The organism is Sphingobacterium sp. JUb56 (assembly GCF_014191365.1).
Lineage (GTDB): Bacteria > Bacteroidota > Bacteroidia > Sphingobacteriales > Sphingobacteriaceae > Sphingobacterium > Sphingobacterium anhuiense.
Map to the genome: position 1 here is coordinate 1,684,835 of NZ_JACHWL010000001.1, position 24,384 is coordinate 1,709,218.

27 protein-coding genes are annotated in these 24,384 nt (G+C 34.6%); 7 read left to right on the plus strand and 20 right to left on the minus strand.

Annotation, left to right across the window (positions count from 1 at the left end):
• Positions 1-167 precede the first annotated feature (167 nt).
• The 8 genes from FHR29_RS06960 to FHR29_RS06995 all read right to left on the minus strand — a co-directional run bounded on the left by FHR29_RS06960 (position 168) and on the right by FHR29_RS06995 (position 5,537).
• Entirely contained in the window at positions 168-407 is a 240-nt protein-coding gene (locus tag FHR29_RS06960; protein ID WP_183913345.1) for a hypothetical protein, read from the minus strand.
• 30 nt (positions 408-437) lie between these two features.
• Complete coding sequence (locus FHR29_RS06965) at positions 438-671, minus strand: hypothetical protein (RefSeq protein ID WP_094772536.1); 234 nt, start codon at positions 669-671, stop codon at positions 438-440.
• A gap of 1,112 nt (positions 672-1,783) precedes the next feature.
• Entirely contained in the window at positions 1,784-2,080 is a 297-nt protein-coding gene (locus FHR29_RS06970) for a hypothetical protein (RefSeq protein ID WP_183913347.1), read from the minus strand.
• 179 nt (positions 2,081-2,259) lie between these two features.
• The gene (locus tag FHR29_RS06975) at positions 2,260-2,910 is read right to left on the minus strand and encodes a DUF998 domain-containing protein (protein ID WP_260291933.1); all 651 of its coding nucleotides are present in this window, start codon (positions 2,908-2,910) and stop codon (positions 2,260-2,262) included.
• A gap of 3 nt (positions 2,911-2,913) precedes the next feature.
• A complete protein-coding gene (locus tag FHR29_RS06980; protein ID WP_183913352.1) occupies positions 2,914-3,402 on the minus strand; it encodes an SRPBCC family protein in 489 nt (162 codons plus the stop codon).
• Positions 3,383-3,724, minus strand: a complete 342-nt coding sequence (locus tag FHR29_RS06985) for a helix-turn-helix transcriptional regulator (protein ID WP_183913354.1) — start codon at positions 3,722-3,724, stop codon at positions 3,383-3,385. The genes FHR29_RS06980 and FHR29_RS06985 overlap by 20 nt, the downstream gene beginning before the upstream one ends.
• Positions 3,725-3,988: 264 nt before the next feature.
• Positions 3,989-4,609, minus strand: coding sequence for a dihydrofolate reductase family protein (locus tag FHR29_RS06990; RefSeq protein ID WP_183913356.1), 621 nt, complete (start codon positions 4,607-4,609; stop codon positions 3,989-3,991).
• 517 nt (positions 4,610-5,126) lie between these two features.
• Positions 5,127-5,537 (minus strand): response regulator, encoded by a 411-nt coding sequence (locus FHR29_RS06995; protein ID WP_183913358.1) that lies wholly within the window; start codon positions 5,535-5,537, stop codon positions 5,127-5,129.
• Positions 5,538-5,962: 425 nt separating this feature from the next.
• Here FHR29_RS06995 and FHR29_RS07000 point away from each other — a divergent pair, with 425 nt between their 5' ends.
• Positions 5,963-6,793: a hypothetical protein gene (locus FHR29_RS07000; RefSeq protein WP_183913360.1), complete on the plus strand. Its 831-nt coding sequence runs from the start codon at positions 5,963-5,965 to the stop codon at positions 6,791-6,793.
• A 146-nt stretch (positions 6,794-6,939) separates the two neighbouring features.
• Here FHR29_RS07000 and FHR29_RS07005 read toward each other — a convergent pair whose 3' ends face one another.
• The 9 genes from FHR29_RS07005 to FHR29_RS07040 form a co-directional block, all read right to left on the minus strand.
• Entirely contained in the window at positions 6,940-7,701 is a 762-nt protein-coding gene (locus tag FHR29_RS07005) for an outer membrane beta-barrel protein (RefSeq protein ID WP_183913362.1), read from the minus strand.
• Entirely contained in the window at positions 7,698-8,762 is a 1,065-nt protein-coding gene (locus FHR29_RS07010; protein ID WP_183913364.1) for a PCMD domain-containing protein, read from the minus strand. Before FHR29_RS07010 ends, FHR29_RS07005 begins: the two co-directional genes overlap by 4 nt.
• A 703-nt stretch (positions 8,763-9,465) precedes the next feature.
• A complete protein-coding gene (locus FHR29_RS26580; RefSeq protein ID WP_260291937.1) occupies positions 9,466-9,843 on the minus strand; it encodes a class I SAM-dependent methyltransferase in 378 nt (125 codons plus the stop codon).
• A gap of 42 nt (positions 9,844-9,885) precedes the next feature.
• Positions 9,886-10,119 carry a hypothetical protein gene (locus tag FHR29_RS07020; protein ID WP_183913366.1) on the minus strand — a complete coding sequence of 78 codons (234 nt, stop codon included), beginning with the start codon at positions 10,117-10,119 and terminating at the stop codon, positions 9,886-9,888.
• Positions 10,120-10,173: 54 nt separating this feature from the next.
• The gene (locus FHR29_RS26835) at positions 10,174-10,287 is read right to left on the minus strand and encodes a hypothetical protein (RefSeq protein WP_409321975.1); all 114 of its coding nucleotides are present in this window, start codon (positions 10,285-10,287) and stop codon (positions 10,174-10,176) included.
• A 16-nt stretch (positions 10,288-10,303) separates the two neighbouring features.
• On the minus strand, positions 10,304-10,426 hold the full coding sequence (locus FHR29_RS26765; protein WP_311732305.1) for a rhodanese-like domain-containing protein: 123 nt from the start codon (positions 10,424-10,426) through the stop codon (positions 10,304-10,306).
• 58 nt (positions 10,427-10,484) lie between these two features.
• Positions 10,485-11,903: a rhodanese-like domain-containing protein gene (locus FHR29_RS07030; RefSeq protein ID WP_183913369.1), complete on the minus strand. Its 1,419-nt coding sequence runs from the start codon at positions 11,901-11,903 to the stop codon at positions 10,485-10,487.
• 280 nt (positions 11,904-12,183) lie between these two features.
• Positions 12,184-12,981: a sulfite exporter TauE/SafE family protein gene (locus tag FHR29_RS07035; protein WP_183913371.1), complete on the minus strand. Its 798-nt coding sequence runs from the start codon at positions 12,979-12,981 to the stop codon at positions 12,184-12,186.
• A gap of 400 nt (positions 12,982-13,381) precedes the next feature.
• Positions 13,382-15,643 carry an inorganic phosphate transporter gene (locus FHR29_RS07040; RefSeq protein WP_183913373.1) on the minus strand — a complete coding sequence of 754 codons (2,262 nt, stop codon included), beginning with the start codon at positions 15,641-15,643 and terminating at the stop codon, positions 13,382-13,384.
• A gap of 709 nt (positions 15,644-16,352) precedes the next feature.
• On the opposite strand from FHR29_RS07040, the gene FHR29_RS07045 reads away from it, so the two are divergent.
• Together FHR29_RS07045 and FHR29_RS07050 are read left to right on the plus strand one after the other, a co-directional pair.
• On the plus strand, positions 16,353-16,688 hold the full coding sequence (locus FHR29_RS07045) for a hypothetical protein (protein WP_183913375.1): 336 nt from the start codon (positions 16,353-16,355) through the stop codon (positions 16,686-16,688).
• A gap of 1 nt (position 16,689) precedes the next feature.
• A complete protein-coding gene (locus FHR29_RS07050; RefSeq protein ID WP_409322010.1) occupies positions 16,690-17,274 on the plus strand; it encodes a hypothetical protein in 585 nt (194 codons plus the stop codon).
• Positions 17,275-17,503: 229 nt separating this feature from the next.
• Here the strand turns inward: FHR29_RS07050 and FHR29_RS07055 are convergent, their stop codons facing one another.
• Complete coding sequence (locus tag FHR29_RS07055) at positions 17,504-18,322, minus strand: undecaprenyl-diphosphate phosphatase (RefSeq protein WP_260291941.1); 819 nt, start codon at positions 18,320-18,322, stop codon at positions 17,504-17,506.
• 302 nt (positions 18,323-18,624) lie between these two features.
• Between FHR29_RS07055 and FHR29_RS07060 the strand changes: the two genes are divergently transcribed.
• The 3 genes from FHR29_RS07060 to FHR29_RS07070 all read left to right on the plus strand — a co-directional run bounded on the left by FHR29_RS07060 (position 18,625) and on the right by FHR29_RS07070 (position 21,491).
• A complete protein-coding gene (locus FHR29_RS07060; protein WP_183913377.1) occupies positions 18,625-19,464 on the plus strand; it encodes an AraC family transcriptional regulator in 840 nt (279 codons plus the stop codon).
• Positions 19,465-19,567: 103 nt separating this feature from the next.
• Complete coding sequence (gene nhaA, locus FHR29_RS07065) at positions 19,568-20,743, plus strand: Na+/H+ antiporter NhaA (protein ID WP_183913379.1); 1,176 nt, start codon at positions 19,568-19,570, stop codon at positions 20,741-20,743.
• A gap of 61 nt (positions 20,744-20,804) precedes the next feature.
• Complete coding sequence (locus FHR29_RS07070) at positions 20,805-21,491, plus strand: potassium channel family protein (protein WP_183913381.1); 687 nt, start codon at positions 20,805-20,807, stop codon at positions 21,489-21,491.
• Here the strand turns inward: FHR29_RS07070 and FHR29_RS07075 are convergent.
• Both FHR29_RS07075 and FHR29_RS07080 read right to left on the minus strand, forming a co-directional pair.
• Complete coding sequence (locus tag FHR29_RS07075) at positions 21,481-22,170, minus strand: hypothetical protein (RefSeq protein WP_183913383.1); 690 nt, start codon at positions 22,168-22,170, stop codon at positions 21,481-21,483. The two genes, FHR29_RS07070 and FHR29_RS07075, sit on opposite strands and share 11 nt — an antisense overlap.
• 31 nt (positions 22,171-22,201) lie before the next feature.
• Positions 22,202-23,479 (minus strand): hemolysin family protein, encoded by a 1,278-nt coding sequence (locus FHR29_RS07080; protein WP_183913384.1) that lies wholly within the window; start codon positions 23,477-23,479, stop codon positions 22,202-22,204.
• A 408-nt stretch (positions 23,480-23,887) separates the two neighbouring features.
• Between FHR29_RS07080 and FHR29_RS07085 the strand changes: the two genes are divergently transcribed.
• Entirely contained in the window at positions 23,888-24,304 is a 417-nt protein-coding gene (locus tag FHR29_RS07085; RefSeq protein ID WP_183913386.1) for a nuclear transport factor 2 family protein, read from the plus strand.
• Positions 24,305-24,384 lie beyond the last annotated feature (80 nt).

Here is a 24,384-nt window from a genome sequence, read left to right on the forward strand (position 1 = left end):
TCTTCGGTTGCAGCTAGAAATAAAATCCGAAGATAAGTTAAGGAGTTTTTTAGATCATAATTCTGATTCTTGAACAACTGCCTAGTCAATTTTCAGAAGACAAGCGTCGATATTCTCTTTTTTTTAAAACTTCTAGAATGAGAAAAAAAACAGCCAATCACCACATATTAATCGACCAATCTCCTCTTGAGTAGCTCCAACTCCCCTGCGATGACATCTGGCCATCTAGCAAAACCTTGTCTAATAATTTCTTCACCATCAGCTATGGTAAATAACTGGGAAATGCTAAAGGCAGACTCTCGGATACCGGCAATCTGTCTAAAAGTTAGCTGTGCTCTGCTTTTTGCAGTTTTTACAGCTTCAGGATGATTGAGTATATACTCTTGCTGTATTTGCTTTAAATTCATCTGTATAGTTTTTAAAAATTAATAGATCAATCAGAAAACCCTCAAGAATTTCCCTTCTAACACTTCTTCTGGAACATCCAAAATCTGCTCGATCACTACTGTCGCAGACTCTTCCTTAAATTCACTCATAAACGCCCATAGGTCGTTTACTTTTGTCGGGACAAAATGTTGTATAACATCATCCACACTATTATCGGACTTCAGGATATTATATCCCTTATGCTTTAAGTCCTTCAAGATCTCGATTGTCAATGGTACATTCATCGCAATTAGTATTTATCGTTTTTGCTTTCTTCCAACAGGATTGACATTTCGATCCTAAATTACTTTACTATAAAGCGAACTTACAGAACCCTACCCTGCTTTAATTTAATATTGAACAGGATGAACACGAAAGAATGTTGAGCAACCGGTTATCTTGTAGCGTGTCCATCCTTATTCAATATCCAAAGATAAATAATAAAACTAAATATATTAGCTTTTATTTACTATTATTTTTAGTTTTATTGAATTTTATTTTGTGCGCCTTGAATACCACTTACATAGTAACAAAAGCAGGAATAACATTTTTCTTAGAACTTGAAATAAATATTGACAGTCTTAAAAAGAACCGAAGAATTTTTGCAAGGCCCTGTCTGGACTGGAGTGAAAGAAGACATCACCTAGCGGGTTCACTTGGTGCCGCTGTGCTAGACAAAATTTTGTCCCTTGACTATATCAGGAGAACAGAGAACTCGAGAGCAATGGTTATTACATCAAAAGGAAAACAGTATCTGTATGACATGTTTAAAATTTCTGTCTAACGTTACTGCACAAGCCGAGCCTATTACTATATCCATAAAAAGTCTACCAATAAAAAGAGTTTGCGAAGAATTTATGCATGCTGCATTTCTTTAATGATTTTACTTACTACTTTTCATAGTACTCTTCCTCACACTTTTGCCATACAGAATTTTGATTTAAATAATTTTTATTGCGTTCCTGTCTGGCAATCTTGAGTTTTTGTTGTGCATATTTTGATTTTCCCTGTACCTGCTGCAGCTCTAAAAGTATTTTTTTCTGACCGACTTTAAATACTTCCAGACACTCTTGTGAAAATCATGGATTTCATGTTCATTTTTTTATTCTCAAAACCAACCACAGAATACCGTGAAGATTAAAAAATAAAAAGAAAAATAGTTATATATATCATTAAACCCCTTCAATAACTACTAACCTCCGATTAATCAGTTTATGGACAGCCTCAAGTTTTAATTGCTCAGAGCCAATTCCTCGTTTAACTTTTCTTTATAAAGGGTATTGGCTACTTATTGCACAACTGACGGAAAATATGGGATTCCGCTGAATAGTAAAATAAATATTTTGAGCGTTTTTTTTCACACCAGGTGTTCTAAATACATAATAAATAAAAATACCATAACTAAAATGAAAACTGCAATAATACTACATAATCCATAACCGATTCTACCTTTTATAAGATGATTAAGCCCTTCAATAATTAGAAAAGAAACATAAATCAAAATTAGACAAACCGGTAAAAATTTCTCCAAGTTTGGTGACATACCATTGTTACCACTCTGTCCTTTAGCAAACATTCCTATTGCAAAAAAAACCAAAGGTGCTGCACCAATTAAAAGTCTTACACAAAAATGCTTGGTTAGTTTTTCTCTCATTTGCTTTTTAACGTACCACTAAAATACAATTAGTTTTATTCATTTTTTCAGAAGATATCTATTCGCATGATGCACTTGATTATTCAATAGAAGAAATCTTCTATTTGCGAAAGATTTAGATTAATACATTTATTATTGTAATGACATCATAAAGTTTTACAGATATAGTATGTTAATCATTAGATTTCTTTTATTCTCATTGTTTGTTTCATGAATATTACTGTCCAAATTGCTGCGCAGATAATCATAAACCTTCCTTGTAAACCAATTAATACTTCAGGACCTAGATTCCCATCATTTTTCGGAAGGTAAATTGCCATACTAATGATGAGAATAACTTCAGAAACCCAGAGCAAAACCGTCGCATAAGCCAGAGGATTTCTTAATTCTCTGTAAATAGGATTTTTATAAACTTGCCAGAAAAAAAATAAAGAAGCAAAAACTATCATTCCCGAAAATCCTGCGCCAACACTATGAATGGTTCCGGCAGTTGTCATATTTTCATTAGCTGTTGTGGAAGGGTCTGTGTTGTATATTCCCGCCAGTAAAAATCCGATAGTGGAAATTGCCAACAGAATACTTCCAATTTTTCCGGAACTTTTTTTGTAAAGCTTAAAAGCAACAACTGTTGCTGCTCCTGTTGCTATCGTCATTGAAAAGAATGCTAACCTCATTACCCACCCGTTTTTTCCTAGTGCATATTCACTTATGGGTTGCCAGAATGGATTTACGTCGTTCTTTATTAGATGTAGTATAGCAAGTAGCGCAATAAAAACAATACTACAAAGAATGCTTATTCTGCTCAATAATTGTGTCCTGTAAGTCCTCATAAGTTAGTTTTTTCCAGATAATAAGCTGTCAAGTTTGTTATATGAATCAATGACGCCATGTTCCATTCCTGATTCCACCATTGCGTTACGATCTTCTAAAGATTTGAATATAATGTGGGTCGTGAGCCTTGTCTTATCATTTGGCAGTCCTTCAAAATTTAAAAATTCTAAAGATACATGACCTCTTTCTGGCAGTCCCTCAAATTCAAAGGTTCGTATGATTCTTTTTGCGAATTCCGTTTCGTGAATAACTCCGCAGAACCCAAAGCTATTTCCATTTTCATCCGAATGAATAAATCGCCAGGCACCTAAGTTTTTATTTTCAAAAATCGGAATTTCCATTTTATGATTTTCTAACCCCATCCATTGTACAAGCAATTCTGGTTGAGTGTGTGCTTGAAAAACTAGATCGGTTGTAGCATCGAACTCTCTAACAATAAAAATTTCATGCTTTCCTTGTTCTGCAGTAATTTTAGTTTTCTGATTTTCCATTTGTCTTATTTTTTAAGTTATTTAATACGCTGTCTAATCTGTCGTAACGATCTTCCCAAAGTTTCTGGAACGGCGCTAACCAATCGGATACTTCTTTCATTTTGGTGGGATTTAATTGATAATAAATCTCCCTCCCTATTGTCTGCTGATTTACTAATTGGCATTCTGCTAAAATCTGGATATGCTTTGATACCGCCTGTCTACTGCAATCAAATTGCTCAGCGATTGCATTAGGTGTTAAAGACTGCAAAGCAATCAGCGTCAGGATCGCCCTTCTTGTTGGATCTGCTATAGCCTGAAATACGTCTCTTCTAGTTTTCATATATTTTATTTGCTACCATTTGATTGCAAATATATGTGCAATTATTTGATTGCGCAAATAAATCCAATAAAATTTCTATTTATTTTTTTGGCATAGCGTGTTTATCACACATATTTTGAAGCTTGGTGGATAGATTTCTAAATCGGTGGTTACTTTTCCCTTATATTCCAGTAAGACATTTTAATTACTATAATATTGAACTATATAGCATTGTTTTTTATAAGATTTGAATACCAAATGATTTATTATATTGATTGGTTATTATTATATTTTTGTCAGCTTGTATCTCAAATGGGTCGTTAGGTCTGAAGGTATTATTTCTGCAATTTTTATATCATATTGGTCTTTATCAATTCCGTCAAAAAGGCGGATACCGCTACCTAAAAATACAGGTGCAATGTGAATTAAAAATTCGTCCACTAGACCTGCATTTAAAAATTGTTGAATAGTGTTAGCTCCTCCTTGTATTCTGATGTCTTTTCCATTTGCTGATTGTCTTGCCTTGTCTAAAGCCGACTCTATTCCATCATTTATAAAGTAAAAGGTTGTGGCTCCTTCCTGAACCCAGGGCTCTCGCTCTTCATGTGTTAACACATAAACATCTGCTTTGTAGAGGTCATTGGGCCAACTTACCTCGCCTTCTTCAAACATTCTCTTCCCCATAATGAATGCACCTGTTCGTTCAATTGTCTCTCTAATATATTTACCGTCAGGCCCATCCTCTTTTCCTCCTTCGAACCCCAGGTATTCCCAAAAGGCTTTTTGGTTAAACATCCATTGGTGTAGCTTTTCTGAAACACCACCCATTGGATTGTTAGGACTTCTATGATCGCCTGCAAAATATCCATCAAGTGATATTCCGCTGTCAAATATGATTTTGCTCATGTTAATTTTTTAGTTTATAATATAATTGTACTAACTCTGTTGCTGTATGTTTTCAGATTTTAGCCCTTTGAATAAATCCTCACACCGAGTGAAAAATAAATTTACAAAAAAACACCTTATTGTTCACTGCACTTTTATAAACAATGAAAAGCCGGAAAGGACAATCGATCTATCTTTGTTTCAACAGTGACAAATAGAATTAAAAGATAGAAAATTACAATTTATAATTAATAAAATATTGAACAGAATCAATTGGAACATCCCTAATACCTCTATTTAGATGTTTAATTCTTGACTTACCACTTTATTTGATGTTAAAATAGATAAAAAGTGAAATATTTAACTATTCCTTGGTAGCTCCACTATTTTATTCAAAATAAAATATTACTAAATATGGATTTCAACGAAGAATTAAAGAACCAAAGCCATCTTTTACAGAATGGCTTTGGATTACATGTATTTAAAGGTAGATAAAGTTTAATTTTATACGAAACTGTAAAAGTTCTCTGCATTTCAATCAATTCATTAATGCATTATTATTAGAAATGTACCTTTTTTTTCTATGCGCTTCATATCCTTCCAGGGACTTGATAAGATCGACAAGATTGAACGGCTTTGATAAAAAGATATCAGCTCCTGCATCCATAGCAACCTTTTTACCATCCGAATTAGCAGAAATACAAATTATAAATAAATCTTTCAATATATCATGTCCTCTAACTTTTTTAATTAATTGATCTCCGGACATACCGGGCATCGAGAGATCAACGATTAAAATTTCAGGAAACTCTTGCTCCATGTAAGATAGTGCATTTACACTTTTTGTTTCGGTAAGCACATCAAGGTCAAGACACTCACTCAACACTACCTTTATTACTTCTACTATGCTGGTATTGTCGTCGCACACAAAAACTTTTTTCTTGGTCATAACATAGTGGTTTAAACATTGGAACATAAAAAAGCTCATGTGATTATTTGTATTTATCAAAAATCATTTAAAAATTTTTTAAGTCAGATCTTTCTATTTATGATACAAATGGAACAAAAGATAGTTTGCACATCTTTTGATATATCACGTGTAGATTATTTGTGATATTTAAAACTTACTTTTAAAGTTAATGTAGACGGTCCTTTTTTCCACTTTCCCTTTTAGCGAAAAATACTTTGAAATTGTTCAATATTTCAATATGTATACTGACCAGATTTTTATCTAATTTTGCAAAAGCGACTCTGATTATTGATTAAAATTCAATATGAGTAACGATTATAAAAAAATTATTTTACATTTGAACCTTTTTGAAATACAGCTGTTTACTAAAAGATACTACTTAAAAATTACTTAAACTACTACTTATGAAAAAGAATTTACATTTTTTAGTTTTCCTCTTCTCCCTCGTACTGAGCATTTCCAGCCTTTTTGCACAGCAGAAGGAAGATATTATTTATCTTTTAGATGGCGGTCAGAAAAAAGGCAAAGTGCTCACGATCGGAGATGAAATCGTCAAGTTCAATTATACAGGCGAAGACCTTCAATATGAACTTAAAAAGTCACTAATTGAAAAGATTGTTTTTGGTAACGGAAGGGTCGAATTGTTTAAAGAAACGAACACAGCTTCCAATGTTGCCAACACAACTACAAATCAAACAAGCAGTCTATCAGGCGGAAATAAACTTGCTATTGTCCCATTTGAAATTGCAAGCAACGACCAGGGACTGACAACGGATGTTATGAGACGAGAAGTACAGCAGGCCTGCGCTGAGGCATTGCGATCAAGATCTTTTTCTTTCCAAATCCAAGATCCTAGAACGACAAACGCTACCCTTGCTAAATCAAATATTAATATTGCCGATATCGCAAATCACACTCCTGAGGAACTTGCCAAACTACTTGGAGTAGACTATATCATCTTAGGAGTTTATGATATTGAGAATAAAGGAACATCCAGTTTCGGATCAGGATCTGCGACATATAATGATAAGAAGAAGGATGATAAAACTAAAGGCAGTGTATATCAGTCCAATAATTCCTACACGACCACAAATTATGATACAAAAGTTCTGATGACAATTTATGATGCTAATGGACGGCAGTTATTCTCGGATTCAAGAAAACCGTTTATGGGTGGTGTAGATTCTTATAAAGGGGCATTAAAAACATTGGCCAAGCGGATTCCTCTGAAATAAGTGCAAGAATAAGCCAGAAATCTTATTATGATATTTTTTCAGGATAAGATTCAACTAAAAAAGCAACCACTGAGATAGAAGGTTGCTTTTTTAGTATTTATATTCGTGTCACTTGTTATTGAAAATTAAGACTTGGTAAGTAACGCCTACCAAATACGATAAGAGACCCCTACCGTTACAAACATATTGTGCAGATCATAACCAACTCCTTTAAAAGAGGAAGGAAATAAGGGTACAAACCCCATCTGTCCTGTCAGGTTTACTTGCCACCTTTCTGCTAGATTCCGTTCTACAGCGGCATGCAAACCAACATCATAGGAGCGCATTTTATCTCCAAAATCAAAAGTAGCATGATCAATTAAAACCTTCTCTCCTAACGATCCTCCTTTTCTGATATAACCATCAGAGACATTTCCTTCAAATTTGGAGGACAGAAGTACTGCAAAATACATCCCTAATTTTAAATTCCAAGCGCCAGCTCGATACCCACCATAAATCGGCATAGTCAGATATGTATTATTTGCTTCTGTAGCATTGGTACCGGTAAAATCACCTTCAAATACACCATCATCACTCCCACCGTTACCGACTGTTATCTGTGTTCTGAAATACTGCACGCTATCGGTTACTTTCATGCCCTTAAAATCAAGTCGTAATCCGGCTCCTACAAACCACCTAGAAGAAAGATCATAGGTAGCTGCATATCCAAAGGAAGGTGTAAAAAGTGGTGAATAACTTTTGATCTTTCGGATCGTATTGGGCAAACCTAATGGTGCTGCGGCACCGATATTATAACCTAGTGTTGCATAATGCTTTAATCGTTTACTTTGAAAACCTTCCTGCGCTTTTGTTGCGGTAACTAATATAACGAGCAGTGTAAATATGGATAACTTTTTTAAATTCATCATAATTTTGGTACTATTCTTAAACTGTCAACAACTAATCTTGATCCTATTGCACCACTGTAAACATTACCCAGGGCACTTGAGGAGGCTACAATAGCCATCATCAGATTATCTCCGATCACTGCTCCTTCTTTATAAACAAAAGGAATATCAAACTTTGTAAAATCTTTACGATCACTGCCATCTGCTAATTCTGCCTTTGCAATGACACGGTCTGAAGTCATAATATTGGATGCATTAAGCCGTTCATTACCACTATAAAGGATCGCATAAATAGAACATTTATCTTTCACACCTGCTTGTACCTGTCCATCTTTGTTCATAAACTGTGGTCCAGAAGCATATTTGTAATAGCCTGTAAAGCGATCAGGAAGTCCGATATAAGGTTCGCCAAATTCGGTTGCAGCCAAGGGATTTAACAATGCCTGCGATGAATTGAAATCCCCTAAAAAAAGTGAACCGGCAAACAGCTTAATTCCTATAAACTCCGATAACACCGTTCCTTTTATCGTAACCATCTCTGCACCTGTTGTACCCAGGTAACCGTCGGCAGTAGATCGGGTCGGATAAGCATCTGTACGTTTTGGGACACCCGATAGCGCCACTCCAGGATTTCCGGAAGACCACAGCTCAACACCAATATCTTCCACGGGGTAGGCATACATGTCGGTAGGGTGAGTCTGCCATTTTTCAAAATCGAAATCCCATTTCCCCACATTGATCACCTTGATGGTATAGATCTTCTTATTCTCACCGGAAGCTGACGTAACCTCATAGGTTATATCGGCTCCATTCAGCTTTATCTGTGCTCCAGATGCTGGAGATACTTTTGCACCATCGGAGATTTTTAAAACTGGTGAAACACCATTTTCAAAAGCTTCCTTTGTCAGGTTGAGCGTAATAGTACGGTTTATCTGGTCTATAAATACATCACCGGTAAGTTGCGATTTAGGTAATTCAAAAAGCTCAATATCGGCTTCTGGATTGAGTGGTGCATCTTTAATGCAGGACTGTAGGAGAAGTCCGAAAAGGAGAAGTACTCCTGAAAACATTTTCTTATACATTATTTGACATTGTTAATTTTGGTTAATTGTGTGATGCTGATTGCTATATTTTATCTAGTTAAGTACAATTTAAATACCGCAGAAGTTCAGCAGAAATTAAAAAATACTGTTGAATACAATCGAAGACCATTGAAGAATAACAGTAATGATAAAAATCTTATATAATTTCTCTCGCATAATAATAATAAAAAAGTCCATACTGTTTTGGAAACAAATGGAATAGGTAGATCAATCAAGGATTGGTCAAATAAATATATTAATATATTTTTATTCTAACAATAGTTCTTGTTCAGATCAATAAGATAAATTCTTTTCAAACCTCAATGAAATTAAGTTAAAAATCAACTATAGGAAGCCACATCTCATGACATGTTCTCAGGTAAACATATGAAGTCCACTTTTACTTATCATCTCTTCCACTGTCATTATACAGCTTATTGCTGTTCAATTGAAAGTTATTTATTTATATCTTCCTTTTGAAACTACAGAATAAAAAATTTTGTATTGTATCGAATGGCGTAATATGGTTTTCGGTAGTACAGCGGATTTTGTCAAATCCATTATTAAATTCTGCGATTAAAGCTTGTTCAGAATATTGTTTAATTTCAAGACCACTGCACTTTGTTGGTCCGTTTTCTGAAAAAGTTCCGATGGTCATGTAACCGGTTATGGATTTTCTTGCAATGCTCAGGTATTTTTCAATTTATTCTGTTGTTGTAAGGAAGTGAAAAGTTGCTCTGTCGTGCCAAATTTCATAATTATTATCGGGTTCAAATTCTGTAATATCACTGACTATCCAATTTACTTTTTCTGCTCTGATACCTAACCGTTTTTTAGTTTTTTCAAGTGCTTTGGCAGAAATATCCAGGACGCTTATTCGCTCATAGCCCTGATCAAGCAAATGGTCAACTAATTTACTGTCCCCACCTCCTATATCAATGATGTTTGCCTGTTTTCCCAATCCGAAAGAGGAAATAAAATCGAGTGAAGTTTTTGGCACTTCTTGTGTCCAACTCACCTGGCTTGAATTTTTGGTTTCGTAAACGGTTTCCCAATGCCTCTTTATGTTATCTAGATCCATAATCATTATATCTTATAATACCGAAAAAATAAATGTTGGTACTTAATGAACTTCTTCATCGATAATATTTTCCTCTTTCTTATTGCTTTTTGATACGTGTATATTGCATCCTGAAGCACCGTAACAGCCTATATTTATCAACGGCATTAATGAGAATAAGCTACCCAATCCTACTATTAGCCATTCTTTTGTCTGAATGCCCTGCACTACGACCAAAATGCCTACTGCTAATCGTAGCACACGCATAAAATTCCAATTTCTTAGATATTTTTTCATAATCAATTTATTATCAATATAACAAAGCCTAGAATATTTTGCTACTCTACTTATTTAACAACTGATGTACATTTTTCCAAGACCTCCGTTAATTATGTTCTGAAAACCGTTCTGCTCCAAAATATTTTTTGCCTGACTGCTACAATTACCACTTTTGCAAAAAACCACGATATTTTTCTTGTTTTTAAATTTTTGATACTTGAATCTGCACTTTATCTAATGGAATGTTTACAGATCCTTTTACGATACCTGCCGAAAACTCGGCAGGTGTACGAACATCTACTAAAAATGCACCGTCTTTTATAATTTCTCATAACGGGCTATTATCTGTTTTACCTAATATTGCTAAAAAAAATCGCATAGTTTTAATCTTTTGTACAATATGTGTCTTTGCATCCAATTGTTTTACCATTTTCCGTTAACCATTCTTTCATTCCTCCGGAAAAGTTTTTCATATTTTTAAATCCGTTTTTAGCTAAGATAGAATATGCTAGAGCTGAACGGTCACCTGCCTGACAATGAATAACAATTTGTCTTTCTTTACTAACCTTACACAAGTTGTCTTGCAATGTTCCGACAAAAATGTTCTCTGCCCCCTCTATATGCCCCGCTTCATATTCTGATGCGCCACGGACATCGATGATCTGTATATCTTCTTGATTTAAAATAACTTTAAATTCGGTCAAAGAAATCACATCTGCCATTTGCAGTTCAATTCCTAAATGGTTTACATCCGAAATATATCCATAAATGTTATCTAACCCGATACGCATCAATTTACGGGTCAGCTCTTCCATTTGGTTGTCTTGGGCTACCAGAATGAACTGCTCTTGATAGTTCAGCATCCAACCACACCAAGTAGAAAAAGAATTATTCCCCTGAATATTAAGACTGCCGTGAATAAAACCTTTGGCAAAATCTTCTTTATTTCGGGTATCTATTACCTTTATCCCTTTTTCATAGGCAGAAATAAACTGCTCCTTGGTGAGATTAGGATGTTTCGGAACTTCTATCAATAATGGACGATGTACCTTGTTTAAATGTTTCATCATCGCAAAATATTTCGGAGCCTCGGGCTGGTCAGCTAGCAGGTACTCGGAAAATCCATTTTCATCTTCTCCGTATTGAAATGCCCAATTGCGTATTTTTTCGTAACCTACGGTAGAACTATGCACCGCTCCCAAGGCCTTTCCGCAGGCAGAACCTGCCCCATGTGCCGACCATACCTGAACATATTCGGGAAGTGCAGCAAACTTTTTCAAAGATTGGAACATCTGTTTGGCTCCAGCTTCTTTAGTTCCGACAAGCCCTGCGGCTTTTTCTAGCAGGTCCGGTCGGCCGATATCTCCTACAAATACAAAATCACCCGTGAAGACCATAACAGGCTTATCTGTGGCCGGGTTGTCAGTCAATAGAAAACTGATACTTTCGGGCGTATGACCCGGTGTATGAATCACTTGAAATGTGAGGTTGCCCACTTTGATGATATCACCTTCTTTGAGTCCATGATGCGGAAACTGATATTGCCAGTCGTCACCGCCTTCATCAGAAAGGTAAACTGTAGCTTTGGTCACTGCAGCAAGTTCCCTTGAACCACAAAGAAAGTCTGCATGTATATGCGTTTCAGCGATATGTGTAATACGGAGATTATTCTGCTTTGCAATGTCAAGATACACATCAATATCACGTTGCGCATCAATTACGATGGCTTCCCCAGTTTTTTGACAGCCAATAACATAGCTGCCTTGTGCTAAACTTTTATCATAAACGTGTTGAAAAAACATAATGCTTTAGTTTTAATTATTATTTTTTGTGAATTACCAATTCCTTACCAGCTTTTTTTGCCCAACTTCCTATATTTAATTAAAACAACTATAGTTTCCCAATTATTGTTACTGTTTTAAAATGAGGAATTGTATCGCCTATTATTTTCTATTTATAATTTACAATGCTAAATTACAATGTTATTTTTTCAGGTAAAGCTACTTAGGTTACACAAGGATTTTTTATCAAGTTAGACTATTTAGCTTTCTTCCGATTGTCTCTTCATAGATGGTAATGATTTTAGCGCAATAAAGTTTCCTTAATCAGAATGTAAATACCCATTACCAGCAAAAACCAACCAAATGCTGGTTTTAACCTAGTAGCTGTTATTAATGTTGAAAGATAACTGCCGATAATTATACCGAAGATAGCAATTGCTGCTATGCTTAATAAAAATCCCCATTGTACTGATGTGTGCGATAGGGAAAATAAAAATCCCAGTAGTGAATTAATAGAAATAATAACTAATGATGTACCTATGGCTGTTTTTATCGGCAATTTTAGTATATTGACCAATATGGGGATAATAAGGAATCCACCACCGGCACCAATCAATCCGGTAATGATGCCAATAAAAACTCCCTGAAAAAGAATTTGAAAATAATTGAATGGCTTTTGCGAAAGAGCTTCATCAATTGGCTCTTGATCTTTCTTGATCATACTGTACGATGCAGCAATCATCAGTAATGCAAAAAGTAACATCAGCAATATATCTTTTGTAATAATAAGACTTTCTATCTTGAAGACTTTATGCGGGATAGCAGGGAGTACATATTCCCTAGTTAAAAAAATAGCGGTAATGGAAGGAATACCGAAAACTATTGCTGTTTTTATATTTACCAATCCCTTTTTTAAATAAGAAAATGAACCAACAACACTCGTTGAACCAACTATAAATAGAGAATAAGCAGTAGCCAATACTGCATCAAGACTAAATAGATAAACAAGAACTGGAACGGTAAGAATGCTGCCTCCACCACCTATAAGACCCAAAGTGATGCCAATGAAAATTGAAGCCAAATAACCCGCTATATCCATAGATTTTTAAATTAATATAACAAATTTGCATCATTTTGGAGAACTCTAAAGTTACATTTGTTACATAAGGGTGATTTTATTTTAGCCATGCCGAACTTTTCCCATTTCCTCCAGGTGTATAAATGATCTTGACATCACTACAAGAGCAATTCCGAGTGCATTGAGTAATTTTATAATGATACTGTTCAGAATATTATTTCTATAGAACTTAATGAAGCAAATATATTTGTAAAGTTAAATGCATTACATTGAGTTTTTTCTTTGCATCGAATTATATATCGAGTAGATATAAAAAAAAATTAGATATACAAGATTCAAATACTAAGAAATAGAAATTTAGAATAAATTATTGAAAAAAAGTAAAGCCCGATGAATCTCGGGCTTTAGATACTAACTGATGTTAGTTTTGTTTTTTATTGTTCAGTTTGAACTCTTCGAACTCCTTGAATAAACGTAAGAGTTTAAAGGTAGAACTGATCAGCTCGTTTGTTTCTAACAGGATAGAGAAATAGAGTTTACTGTTCTTAGGACTATTTTCAGTTGTCCGGATATGGTCGATCTGCTTGTCCAAAAGATCGTTAATAACCTTCTGAAGCTGATCGCGCTGTTTCATGGTTGAATCAAGCTTTAAGAAGTCACGGCGCTTATACAAACTATACACTTCGGCGTACCAGTTACCCAGCTTATCGGCTACTAACCTCAGATCATTCCCTTGATATTCCTTGAGCAATTTATGGTTATTATCGACGTGATTGTGTGCATTGCCGGCAATTACATAAAGATTCTCGACGATATCCTGCAGATAGCCTAAAGAAATAATATAGAATCTGCTTCCTTTAACGGAAGTGTCATCCAGATTGCGAATAAAGTTGTAAAGGTTGTCGTTGGTAGAATCCAGATCACGCAAGAATTTCTTAATCAATTTCTTGTTCATCGATAGCGTTGTCAAATCGTTCTTGGTAAGACCGTCTACAATCTCTTTATAGAAGATATTGGACTTGGCAAAAACTTCACTGATCTGATTGGCACTAGCATCAGAAACCTGCTGTAAGGTATGGATATCTTCTCGACCAAGTTTCAATTTACGCTCTGCCTGTGCGGCGACTTTCTTTTTATGGCTTTTAGCGTTAAATACTAAGAGTATGGCCAAGAATATAAGTGCACCAACAAAGGTAATAATCCCTCCTATTTTAAGTAAATAAGCGATGATAAATGCACCCGCAAAGGCAGTAGCAGCAGTAAGAAACCAGCCTCCAATGACATGGAATACACCCGACACACGGTATACTGCACTTTCTCTATCCCAAGCTCTGTCGGCGAAAGCTGTTCCCATAGCAACCATAAATGTGACATAGGTTGTAGACAGCGGAAGCTTCATTGATGTTCCTAAAGCAATAAGACTGCTGGCCACCATTAGATTGACAGAAGCACGCACCATGTCAAACATTGGCTCTTCCTCCTTATTCTTTTTGCCCAAGGAAGTATTTTCGAAACGGCTATCTAAACGAGATCGTAAGGTTCGTGGCATTAGATAGCTAATTGCTCCTCCAATATTTACAAAACCACGTACTATCCAACGCGATAAAGTATTCGGTTCGAACTTTTCGGAACCGCCGTCTTGACTGCTGAGACTCATTTCCGTTTCAATAACGGTCTTGGCTTTTTTAGATGTCCATAAGGTAATCATCATAATACCACCTGCGATAAATAATATCCAAGCTGGGGCAACGATATCAGCAGAAGCTAATTCTGACATCATATAGGTGTCCGGATTGCCGCCTGATGCCTGGAAGAAACCGATGGCCTGAATGGCTGCTACGGGTACTCCGATAAAGTTGACTAGATCGTTTCCTGCAAAGGATAAAGCTAAAGCGAATGTACCGACACCGATTATGACCTTAAGGATGTTCACTTTTAACCTGATAAGTATAAAACTAAAGACCGTGAACAGCACAAAGCTTCCCAATATCAACTGCAGCTCGTGCGTGTTAATCCACTCCTTTGTCGCTTTATCGATGAAAGAAACGGTCTTCATTCCTTTAATAAGGATAAAATAACTTATGGATGCTAAGGCGATACCTCCAAATATAACTCCGAAAGATTTGATCTTACGTTCGTACTGAAAGGTAAATATGAGTCGAGAAAGGTATTGTACCGCCATACCCACAGTGAAGGACAGCACCACGGATAAGAGGATGCTGATAACAATCTCGGAGGCCTTCTCTGTATTAATATACTGCGAAAGCGTTGACCAATCACCTGTAGTACTTACTATTTTATAGAGCCCAAGACAGACCGCAGCCCCTAGGAGCTCAAAGACGATGGATACTGTTGTAGAGGTCGGGAGTCCGAAATAGTTAAATACATCAAGGAGTATGATGTCTGTAATCATGACGGCGAGGAAGATAACTATAACATCATTAAAACTGAACATACCAGGAACGTAAATTCCACTTCGTGCAATCTCCATCATTCCACTTGAGAAAACCGCCCCAGACAAAATACCCGCACTAGCGAGAATCATAATCAGGCGGAAAGAAATAGCTTTGGAGCCAATAGCCGAATTTAAGAAATTGACAGCATCATTGGTTACGCCGACCATGAGGTCAATAATCCCTAAAGTGATCAGCGTAATAATTACGAGATATAAATAATTGTCCATAGTTATTATTTTTGCAAAGGTATGAACAAAAGGTGAGCCATATATTAAGTTAATGTTAAGTGTTGCTTTCGTTAATATTGAATAGGATTAACTACACGAATTTAAATGTATATACTTTATATCTACTTCATATTGTCATAGTGAAGTAGATATAAAGTATATAAGAAAATTTTCGTGACAGTTGTCACAGTATATTTTCATAGATACCAACATCGCTTTCAATGAATGTGCATAGTCAATCAATGTTAGATATGACATAAATCTTTATATTCCTTTTAAAACCTATTATAAATCTGATAAATTTCATACTTCTTAAAATCAATTTAGGATAAATGAGAGCACATACCAGATAAAAAAAGTGCATTTGAAAAAATTGGGGTATAATATGCGATCTTGGGCAGAAAGCTTTTTATCTTTTCTACTTTTGCCCAAACTTAAGCCCGATGATTAGATATTTAATTGCACTTTACTTCTTATTAACAGTTCAATTTGGAATTGCCCAGAGAATAAAGCTTTCCGGTCTGGTTAAAGACTCCTTGTCAAACACTCCAATACCTTATGCCAAATACACCGGTCTATTGAAATCAAGGATCAAAAGAAAATCGATATTGGAACCCTCTTACTGGCTTCAACTGGGCAAAATCTTCAAGAGGTAGCCATTACTGCCAATACAGCAACACAAAAACACAGTAGTGATAGACAGGCGTATATGGCAAGTCAATACAAAAATGCCACAGGTGGCACTGCATTGGATATTGTAAAAAATTTACCTTCAGCATCGGTTGATGCGAGTGGCAATATCAGTATGCGTGGTAATACGGGTGTCATTGTATTAATAAATGGGAAACCCTCTTTCCTGGATCCTGCAACTATCTTAAATCAGATAGCGGCCAATGATGTCACCGAAATAGAATATATCACCAGTCCCACCGCACAGTTTGATCCGGATGGCAAAGGTGGCATCATCAATCTAAAAACAAAAAAATCTACTGCCGCTGGATTTTCCTGGTTAGTCAATCTTCAAGCCGGTTTACCAAAATCCTGATATTTTTAAAGATAAAAAAGTAATAATAATAGGCGGTGGTAATTCTGGAGCACAATTGCTTGCTGAAATATCAAAAATAGCACAAACCGAATGGTCTACGCTTGAAAATCCTACTTTTCTTCCTGATGATGTAGACGGTCGTGTTTTATTTGATACTGCAACTTTAATGTATAATGCACAAAAAGAAGGAAAGCCAATTGACCCAAACTTATATAATCTATCCAGTATTGTCATGGTACCATCAGTCGTCGAAGCAAGGAAAAGAGATGTTCTACATAGTAAAGGTCGTATAAACTTTATTTCAAGTACAGGTGTGCAATGGGAATCTGGGGAAACAGAAAAATTTGATGCTATAGTTTGGTGTACCGGTTTTAAGTATGCAACTCAACATCTCGCAAACTTAGCTGTAACTAATCCCAACGGCCGAATTGAAACTACCGGTACTAAAGCAAATGCAGTTTCCGGACTTTGGTTAGTTGGATATGGAAATTGGACAGGTTTTGCGTCTGCTACACTAATAGGAGTTGGAAGATCAGCAAAGAGTACAATAAGTGAAATCAAAGAATACTTGAACGATAAAGAGTAATCAATATGGCAATTTAACTCTTTATACCCTTTACTAAAATAAAACATCATTAAAAAAAGAATAATAAACCTTCACTAATTTAAAACGAGCATGATCACTACTCTTATAGAGTTCGACACTTTTAAAAATTAAACCTGTTCCAATATTGTTATTGACTGTCTTATAATTCTTATTTGAAGTGAATTACATCGCGAAGTCATACCCGACCACTGAATTACAAGTATAAATATTACAAATAAAAAAACGCATAGGTTATGACTGTAATTCCTACTGTAAAGCAATAAATAGCAAAATAGGTTAATTTAGCTTTTTTCACAATATTAATCATCCACGTACACGCAAACAAACCAGAAACAAATGCCGCTATAAACCCTAATAACAATGAAGATGGTTTAATCGTTAAAGATGCTATGGACTGATATTCAACATTTAAATCTAATACCATCTTGGCTGAAGCTCCAAGTATCAAAGGCAAAACCATAAGAAATGAAAAACGTGCAGCTGCAGACTTATCAACGCCCAATAATATAGATGTTGAAATAGTAGAGCCAGATCTAGATAAACCAGGAAGTAGTGCAGCGCAGGATTGAGCAAGTCCTATAAGAATTGCTTCTTTTGTTCCTATCGATTTACTGGTATTTTTAGCTCTATTTGCAAAAAATAGGAGGCAACTTGTAATTAAAAGCATCATTCCCACAATTAATAAATTGGAAAACAACTCTTCTAGCGTATCTTTTAGAAAAACTCCCACCAATGCCGCGGGAATCATTGAAAGTAGGATGTACCAAGAGTATTTTGTTTCCTCATTCCATTTAAATTGAAATATTCCTTTGATAATTTTCAAAATGTCCTTCCTAAAGATTACAATAGTACTCAAAGCTGTAGCTAAATGTAATACAATAGCAAACAATAAATTCTCCTCAGGATCAAATTGTAAACCTAGTAACTGTTGGGCAATAACAATATGCCCGGAAGATGAAACGGGTAAAAATTCTGTTAATCCTTGTACAATGCCAACAATGATAGATTTGATCGATTCACTCATCATGCCTTTTGTTTAATTAAGGTTCCAATTTAACCATATTTTTTTTCAAGTATCGTAAATTATGACTTATAGAAGCATGTCTGGTCTAAATTTAATAAACATGTTAAGCATTAATATACTGAATTACAGACTATATTAAGGTCACAAAAATTACTTTGTAATACTCTTATTACTTACAACTGTAGTATAATAAACCTTGTTAAAATATAAGTTGGATACTCATTTATAGGTATGATTATTGCTATAAATAAGCAGTAAATATCGAACCTACCAAAGTAAGCGAGCAATTGATAAAACGTATATATATGCCAATAAAATTATTAAATCGAATCAAAAAAAATGAGCTAAGTCAACGACATTCTTTAAATGACAGCTTACTTTCTAAAAATTGCTCTAATAAACATATATTAGGAACTTACGTATTTGCATGCGAAGATCTAGAAAAAAACCAGCCCTTATTCAATGATGGTATTCCTTCGCTTATTTTTATGCCTAGCTTATCGAGTGAAACTATACTAAGAAAAAATGGTAACCTTAGCAAATTAAAATCCGTTTGGTTATGTTGTGGAATAATTAAAGATATGCAGTGGGAAATACCAGATGGTTTAGCATATATTACTGTCATTCGTTTTGATCCGGCATCATTTTATTCCATCTTTAATATCGATAGCACCGCGCTAATTAATAATACTGTTTGCAGTTTTGAAGATGTCGTCGATACGAAATGGTCTTCTGTGATTACAGAGATGTATACCAAGAATAAAGTAGAAGATAAACTTCAAGTCTGGAATAGTGCCCTTGAACAAGTAAAAATAGATGATTTTTTACCTCCTATTCTGAAATCTGCAATAGGCATTATAGACACATATAAGGGCAATGTAACTGTTTCTCAACTGCTGAGTTTATTAGGTGAAAATGTAAATAAAAAATGGTTACAAAGAAATTTTCTGAGATATTTTGGAATTACACCAAAGAAATATATCTCACTTCAACGCTTCATATACACCTACGAAAGGTATGAAAAAGAAATGCCTACTCCATTAAATATTGCACCTTTTGAGGGAGGATATTATGATTACAATCATTTTTTCAAGGATTTCAAACAATATTTAGGTGTTTCTCCTAAGCATTATTCTTGGAACTAATTAAGCAAATTAAGAAACGATATGTTTGTATTTATGTCTCTTTTTTACTAGTTAGAGGTTCCATTGATTTGTATTTTTGTACTGAACTTTTACAATTGAAATTATGGAAAAAGGAATTAATCTAAATGTTTTTAAAGATTTTTTCAAATCTAGTAATGCTGGCGGAATACTATTATTTATTTGCGTCATTATTTCATTAATCATTGCAAACACATCACTTGGATCATCTCTTCAGGCTCTTTTAGATTGGGAACTGGGATATGAATCAACTGCCATCCATTTGAAATATAGCATGCTCCTTTGGATTAATGATGGTTTAATGGCGATCTTCTTCTTACTGGTAGGCTTAGAAATTAAAAGAGAGATTGTTGAAGGCGAATTGTCCTCTCCTAAGAAGGCTTCATTACCTATCCTCTGCGCGATAGGTGGAGCAGTTATTCCAGCACTGATTTATTTAAGTATAAATGCAGGAACAGATACTGTTTCTGGTTGGGGCATTCCGATGGCTACAGATATCGCATTTGCTTTAGCTGTTATAACGCTTCTTGGAAACAGGATACCAGCAAGCTTAAAAATATTCTTGGCAGCTCTTGCAATTGTAGATGATTTGATCGCAATTTTAGTAATTGCGTTATTTTACTCCTCTGGCATTGAAATAACTTATCTGATATATGCAGGAATTGGTCTTGCTATTCTAGTTATAATGAATAGATTAAATATCTTAAATCCTTACTTATACCTAATACCAGGTATATTTATTTGGTATTTTATACACCATTCTGGTATTCACGCTACTGTTGCCGGAGTATTGGTTGCTATGACGATACCGACCAACGATACGGCAATCGAATCGCCTTTAGAGCGATTAGAGCATGCTCTGGTAAAACCTGTCAATTTTTTAATTATTCCCATTTTTGCTTTTGCAAATACCAATATTACTATTGAAAGTGAAATGATTCATGGCTTAATAGCTCCTTTGGGTCTCGGTATCAGCCTTGGACTTTTATTAGGGAAACCTTTAGGGATATTTCTAATGGCTTTCATCTGCTCTAAATTAAAAATTAGCAGTCTACCCGAAGGTAGTAATTTTAAACACATAATAGGAATTGGATTATTAGCGGGTATTGGTTTTACAATGTCTATCTTTATTTCCATATTATCTTTTGAAAACCCTTTATATGTTAATGAAGCAAAATTATCTATACTGATCTCTTCAATTTTAGCTGGATTACTTGGATATTTTTTATTAAAAAGCTTAAGCAATAAAAGAGCCGCTTAACAGCTTTAATACATGATTTGACTGAGACGATATTTATATAAAAAAATCACACTACTTAATTTTGAAACATACGCTACGCAAAATAAAGAACTACTGGCTTTCTGACGCTAGTTTTGTCACCTTGCTGGTGATGTTGATGTTTATGGTATTTGTAATGCCTGTTCTCTTGGAGCAAGGTTTTGCAAATATCATCATCTTAAATGTTTTATTTTTGGTATTGTATTTTATTGGAATTTTTTCCAGTAAAGAAAAGTGGAGTATTTACCTATCATCACTCTTGTTTTGTGCTCATTTAATCCTACAGTTGATCAGATTTGACGATACACCAAAGGAATACTACCTAATCGAACGACTGGCAGGGCTTATCAATATGAGTCAATTTATACTCATTAATATCAGGTTACTTTTCAGAGACAGTAATACCAATAAGTACCGCATTATTGGTGCTATAAATGTGTATTTATTATTTGCTTTGATGGGAGCTTTTACTTTTGAAATTTTAAACATACAGACTGGAAAATCTATTACAGGAAATGTGCTGTTAGTAAACAATGACATGGACTATTCTGTGTATATTTACTACAGTTTAGTTTCCCTTACCACTGTAGGATATGGCGATATCTATCCAGACGGAATGTCGGCCCGAATGCTATCAGTTATGTTATCTGTTATTGGGATATTGTACCCTGCAGTGGTAATAGCGAGATTAGTCTCTAATAATCGAGAACTTCCAAAAATCAATAACTAAAAATATCTTCTTGAACTAAGATGCTATTTGAGCTATGATCTTTAAGATTTACACTGTTTATAAAAAACTCATTATGGGGCTGGTTTTTTGCAATAATGAAAGCCATTACATAATCATGTATTTTTCCATACCATGTACGCCCGTCCTGATGATCATATGGAGTTAAAAACTGATCATCGATATTTGTCATCTCAAATCTATTCGATCCAACAGTTGTGGCATTCCCAAAAATAGGTAAAATATACAAGTAACGGTCATCCTCATTAACATGATGATCTTCCTGATCATATTCAGACAGTAATTTATCATGACGATTAACATTTGACCAACTATATAAGATAGCGTCCATCGGAAATTCAGTTTCGTCTACGTTATCTACAAAACTAAAATCAGAATATAAAGTTTCAGGCAAAAGCAGCAGTCCTACGTGCTCCTGAGAACTCTTGAGATTATGTTTATGATCAATAAAATTTTCCTTGTCAAGTAAAGAATCATGAAAAAGTGTACTTATATAAGTGATCTCTAAAAATCGATCTCGAAATAAAGCTAGATTTTTATAGAGATCCTTTGCTTGATCGTAGTTATCTATTTGCTGTTCAATAAACTCATTAATGCTTACCATCAGCAAATTACCCTCCACACATTTTAAAACATCAAAATCCCTTAGTTTTGCGCCCATTGTTGCTCTGTAACTTAGTTTTATTTTTTTATTAACTGGATTTTGTAAGCATTATTTTATCAATCCGCTGTCCATCTTTATCGACTATTTCAAGTTCATATTGTCCTATTTGTATCCTATCTCCTACATTTGGAATGTCATTGACATGGAACATAAACATTCCTCCAACAGTACTATACTGGTTACTTAATTCATAATCTAATTCAATTTCAAAGCTTTTGATAAACTCAAAAGCTGAATATTGGCCATCCACTAGCCAGCTGTTCTCACTTCTTTGAACGATCTCCTGATCCTCATCCGAATTTTCAGAAACATCGCCAACTAGTGCATCAAGCACATCATCCATTGTTACAATTCCTGAAATAACACCATATTCGTCAACTATAAACCCATAATGAGTACCTTCTCTTTTAAAGTTCTCAAGAACCTTAAAAGCATCAGAATTTTCGTTAAAAAAAACAGGTTTTTTAATAAACTTCTCCAAACTAAATTCATTTCTATCAAGAATAACAAATAGATCCTTGATAAGAACTATCCCAAGAATTTCATCTAATCCTTTACTACTGCAAACAGGATAAGCTGAGTGCTTCTCTTCGTTTATTTTAGCTCTTACTTCGTCCCAAGTATCACTAATTTTCAAATAAACAATATCTGGTCGATGTGTCATCAGTGATGTTACTTTACGATCGCCAAGTTCAAATACTCTGCGCACTATCTCTTGCTCAATTTCCTGAATCTCACCACCAACTGTGCTTTCCGCTATAATCGATTTGATTTCTTCCTCACTCATGGTCTCATCGTTTTTACCCGAAATTCCAAATATCTTCAATAATAGATTGTTTGATGTACTTAATAACCAGACAAAAGGAGAAGTTATCTTTGACAAAATAGACATCGGCTTAGCCAAGAGAACAATAATTGTTTCCGGAAATTTCATTCCTAAGCGTTTTGGAAACAGCTCACCAAAAACAATTGAAAGATAGGTAATGAATACCACGATTAAGATTGTTGATAAGGAAGCGGCATAGGGTGCTAATAATACATACTGAGATAAAAAATTTTTTAGATCTGTCGTGAGATTTTCCCCACTATATACACCTAATAACACACCGATTAAGGTAATACCTATTTGAACCGTGGAAAGAAATCGCGTAGGATTTTCGGACAGCTCCAATGCCGTCTTAGCATTTGAGTTTCCTTTCTTTTTTAAACTTTCGAGTTTGAATTTTCTCGAGGCAACTAAAGACATTTCTGACATGGCAAAAACGCCATTCAAAAGAACTAAACCAATGATAATAATTAATTCCATATACTTTATAAAGATAATAAATTACTAATATGATCTACTGCAATGAAGCGAATTTTTGCATGTTATTTTTTTGAACTTTCCATAAACTTATTGGTCAATACATAAACACCTAGAAAGATCCGGTCAATCGTTCACATCCAACATAATTTGCAAATACAAAGTCACGATTGATTAAAAAAAACTTCAAAAATATCAATAGAAGCTCAAGGAAGTATGCTCAGATGAAACTTACATTTTATGTAGTGCTTTTCACCGAATTAGTAGCGCTTTTCAATGATAATGCACCACTTCCAGTATTTTAATGCTATTTTGTTAGAAGTGTTCAGTTACGATGGAAAAGTTATTTTTTTAATTGATAACATCTTAATGATCGGCATTTATTTTTCACATTGTAAATTACAATATATTATGAAATTATTTTTAAGCTTATTTAGCATCCTATTTTTATCGAGTAAGTTAATGGCGCAGACACAAACAAAAGAGCAGGAAATCAGAAAGTTGGAAAAAGAATGGACCCTTCTATTAGATAAAAATGATACAACTGCATTAAAATCAATTTGGACAGAAAACTATGTTGTTAATAATGCCATGGGAAAAATAGTTAGCGTTAAAGATATTTTAGCTTTAATAAAAAATGGCCATGTTTTTCCAAAAGTTGATCGGATCGTAGAAAAAATCACTTTTCAAGATAATCTAGCGATTGTGATGGGAAATGAGAAAGAATATGGAAAAGATGGCAAAATTAAAAATCGAAGATTTACGAATATTTGGGTAACCAAGAAAGGTGGCTGGAAACTAGTAGCTAGACAAGCAACAGGTCATTAATCTACTTGATCATCGATGAAAGAGTGTTGAATCATTTTAAAAAGTACATCAATGTATATTCTATTAAAATAAAATAGTTA

Excerpts from the sequence above, each read along its gene's own strand:
- FHR29_RS07040 (WP_183913373.1), bottom strand. The coding sequence starts at position 15,643 with ATGGACAATTATTTATATCTCGTAATTATTACGCTGATCACTTTAGGG.
- FHR29_RS06975 (WP_260291933.1), bottom strand. The coding sequence starts at position 2,910 with ATGAGGACTTACAGGACACAATTATTGAGCAGAATAAGCATTCTTTGT.
- FHR29_RS07035 (WP_183913371.1), bottom strand. The coding sequence starts at position 12,981 with ATGGATATAGCGGGTTATTTGGCTTCAATTTTCATTGGCATCACTTTG.
- FHR29_RS07085 (WP_183913386.1), top strand. The coding sequence starts at position 23,888 with ATGAAATTATTTTTAAGCTTATTTAGCATCCTATTTTTATCGAGTAAG.
- FHR29_RS06980 (WP_183913352.1), bottom strand. The coding sequence starts at position 3,402 with ATGGAAAATCAGAAAACTAAAATTACTGCAGAACAAGGAAAGCATGAA.
- FHR29_RS06995 (WP_183913358.1), bottom strand. The coding sequence starts at position 5,537 with ATGACCAAGAAAAAAGTTTTTGTGTGCGACGACAATACCAGCATAGTA.
- FHR29_RS07075 (WP_183913383.1), bottom strand. The coding sequence starts at position 22,170 with ATGGGCGCAAAACTAAGGGATTTTGATGTTTTAAAATGTGTGGAGGGT.
- FHR29_RS07055 (WP_260291941.1), bottom strand. The coding sequence starts at position 18,322 with ATGATGAGTGAATCGATCAAATCTATCATTGTTGGCATTGTACAAGGA.
- FHR29_RS07080 (WP_183913384.1), bottom strand. The coding sequence starts at position 23,479 with ATGGAATTAATTATTATCATTGGTTTAGTTCTTTTGAATGGCGTTTTT.
- nhaA (WP_183913379.1), top strand. The coding sequence starts at position 19,568 with ATGGAAAAAGGAATTAATCTAAATGTTTTTAAAGATTTTTTCAAATCT.
- FHR29_RS07010 (WP_183913364.1), bottom strand. The coding sequence starts at position 8,762 with ATGTATAAGAAAATGTTTTCAGGAGTACTTCTCCTTTTCGGACTTCTC.
- FHR29_RS06990 (WP_183913356.1), bottom strand. The coding sequence starts at position 4,609 with ATGAGCAAAATCATATTTGACAGCGGAATATCACTTGATGGATATTTT.
- FHR29_RS07030 (WP_183913369.1), bottom strand. The coding sequence starts at position 11,903 with ATGTTTTTTCAACACGTTTATGATAAAAGTTTAGCACAAGGCAGCTAT.
- FHR29_RS07060 (WP_183913377.1), top strand. The coding sequence starts at position 18,625 with ATGCCAATAAAATTATTAAATCGAATCAAAAAAAATGAGCTAAGTCAA.
- FHR29_RS26580 (WP_260291937.1), bottom strand. The coding sequence starts at position 9,843 with ATGGATCTAGATAACATAAAGAGGCATTGGGAAACCGTTTACGAAACC.
- FHR29_RS06965 (WP_094772536.1), bottom strand. The coding sequence starts at position 671 with ATGAATGTACCATTGACAATCGAGATCTTGAAGGACTTAAAGCATAAG.
- FHR29_RS06970 (WP_183913347.1), bottom strand. The coding sequence starts at position 2,080 with ATGAGAGAAAAACTAACCAAGCATTTTTGTGTAAGACTTTTAATTGGT.
- FHR29_RS07000 (WP_183913360.1), top strand. The coding sequence starts at position 5,963 with ATGAAAAAGAATTTACATTTTTTAGTTTTCCTCTTCTCCCTCGTACTG.
- FHR29_RS07020 (WP_183913366.1), bottom strand. The coding sequence starts at position 10,119 with ATGAAAAAATATCTAAGAAATTGGAATTTTATGCGTGTGCTACGATTA.
- FHR29_RS06985 (WP_183913354.1), bottom strand. The coding sequence starts at position 3,724 with ATGAAAACTAGAAGAGACGTATTTCAGGCTATAGCAGATCCAACAAGA.
- FHR29_RS07045 (WP_183913375.1), top strand. The coding sequence starts at position 16,353 with ATGGCAAGTCAATACAAAAATGCCACAGGTGGCACTGCATTGGATATT.
- FHR29_RS06960 (WP_183913345.1), bottom strand. The coding sequence starts at position 407 with ATGAATTTAAAGCAAATACAGCAAGAGTATATACTCAATCATCCTGAA.
- FHR29_RS07005 (WP_183913362.1), bottom strand. The coding sequence starts at position 7,701 with ATGATGAATTTAAAAAAGTTATCCATATTTACACTGCTCGTTATATTA.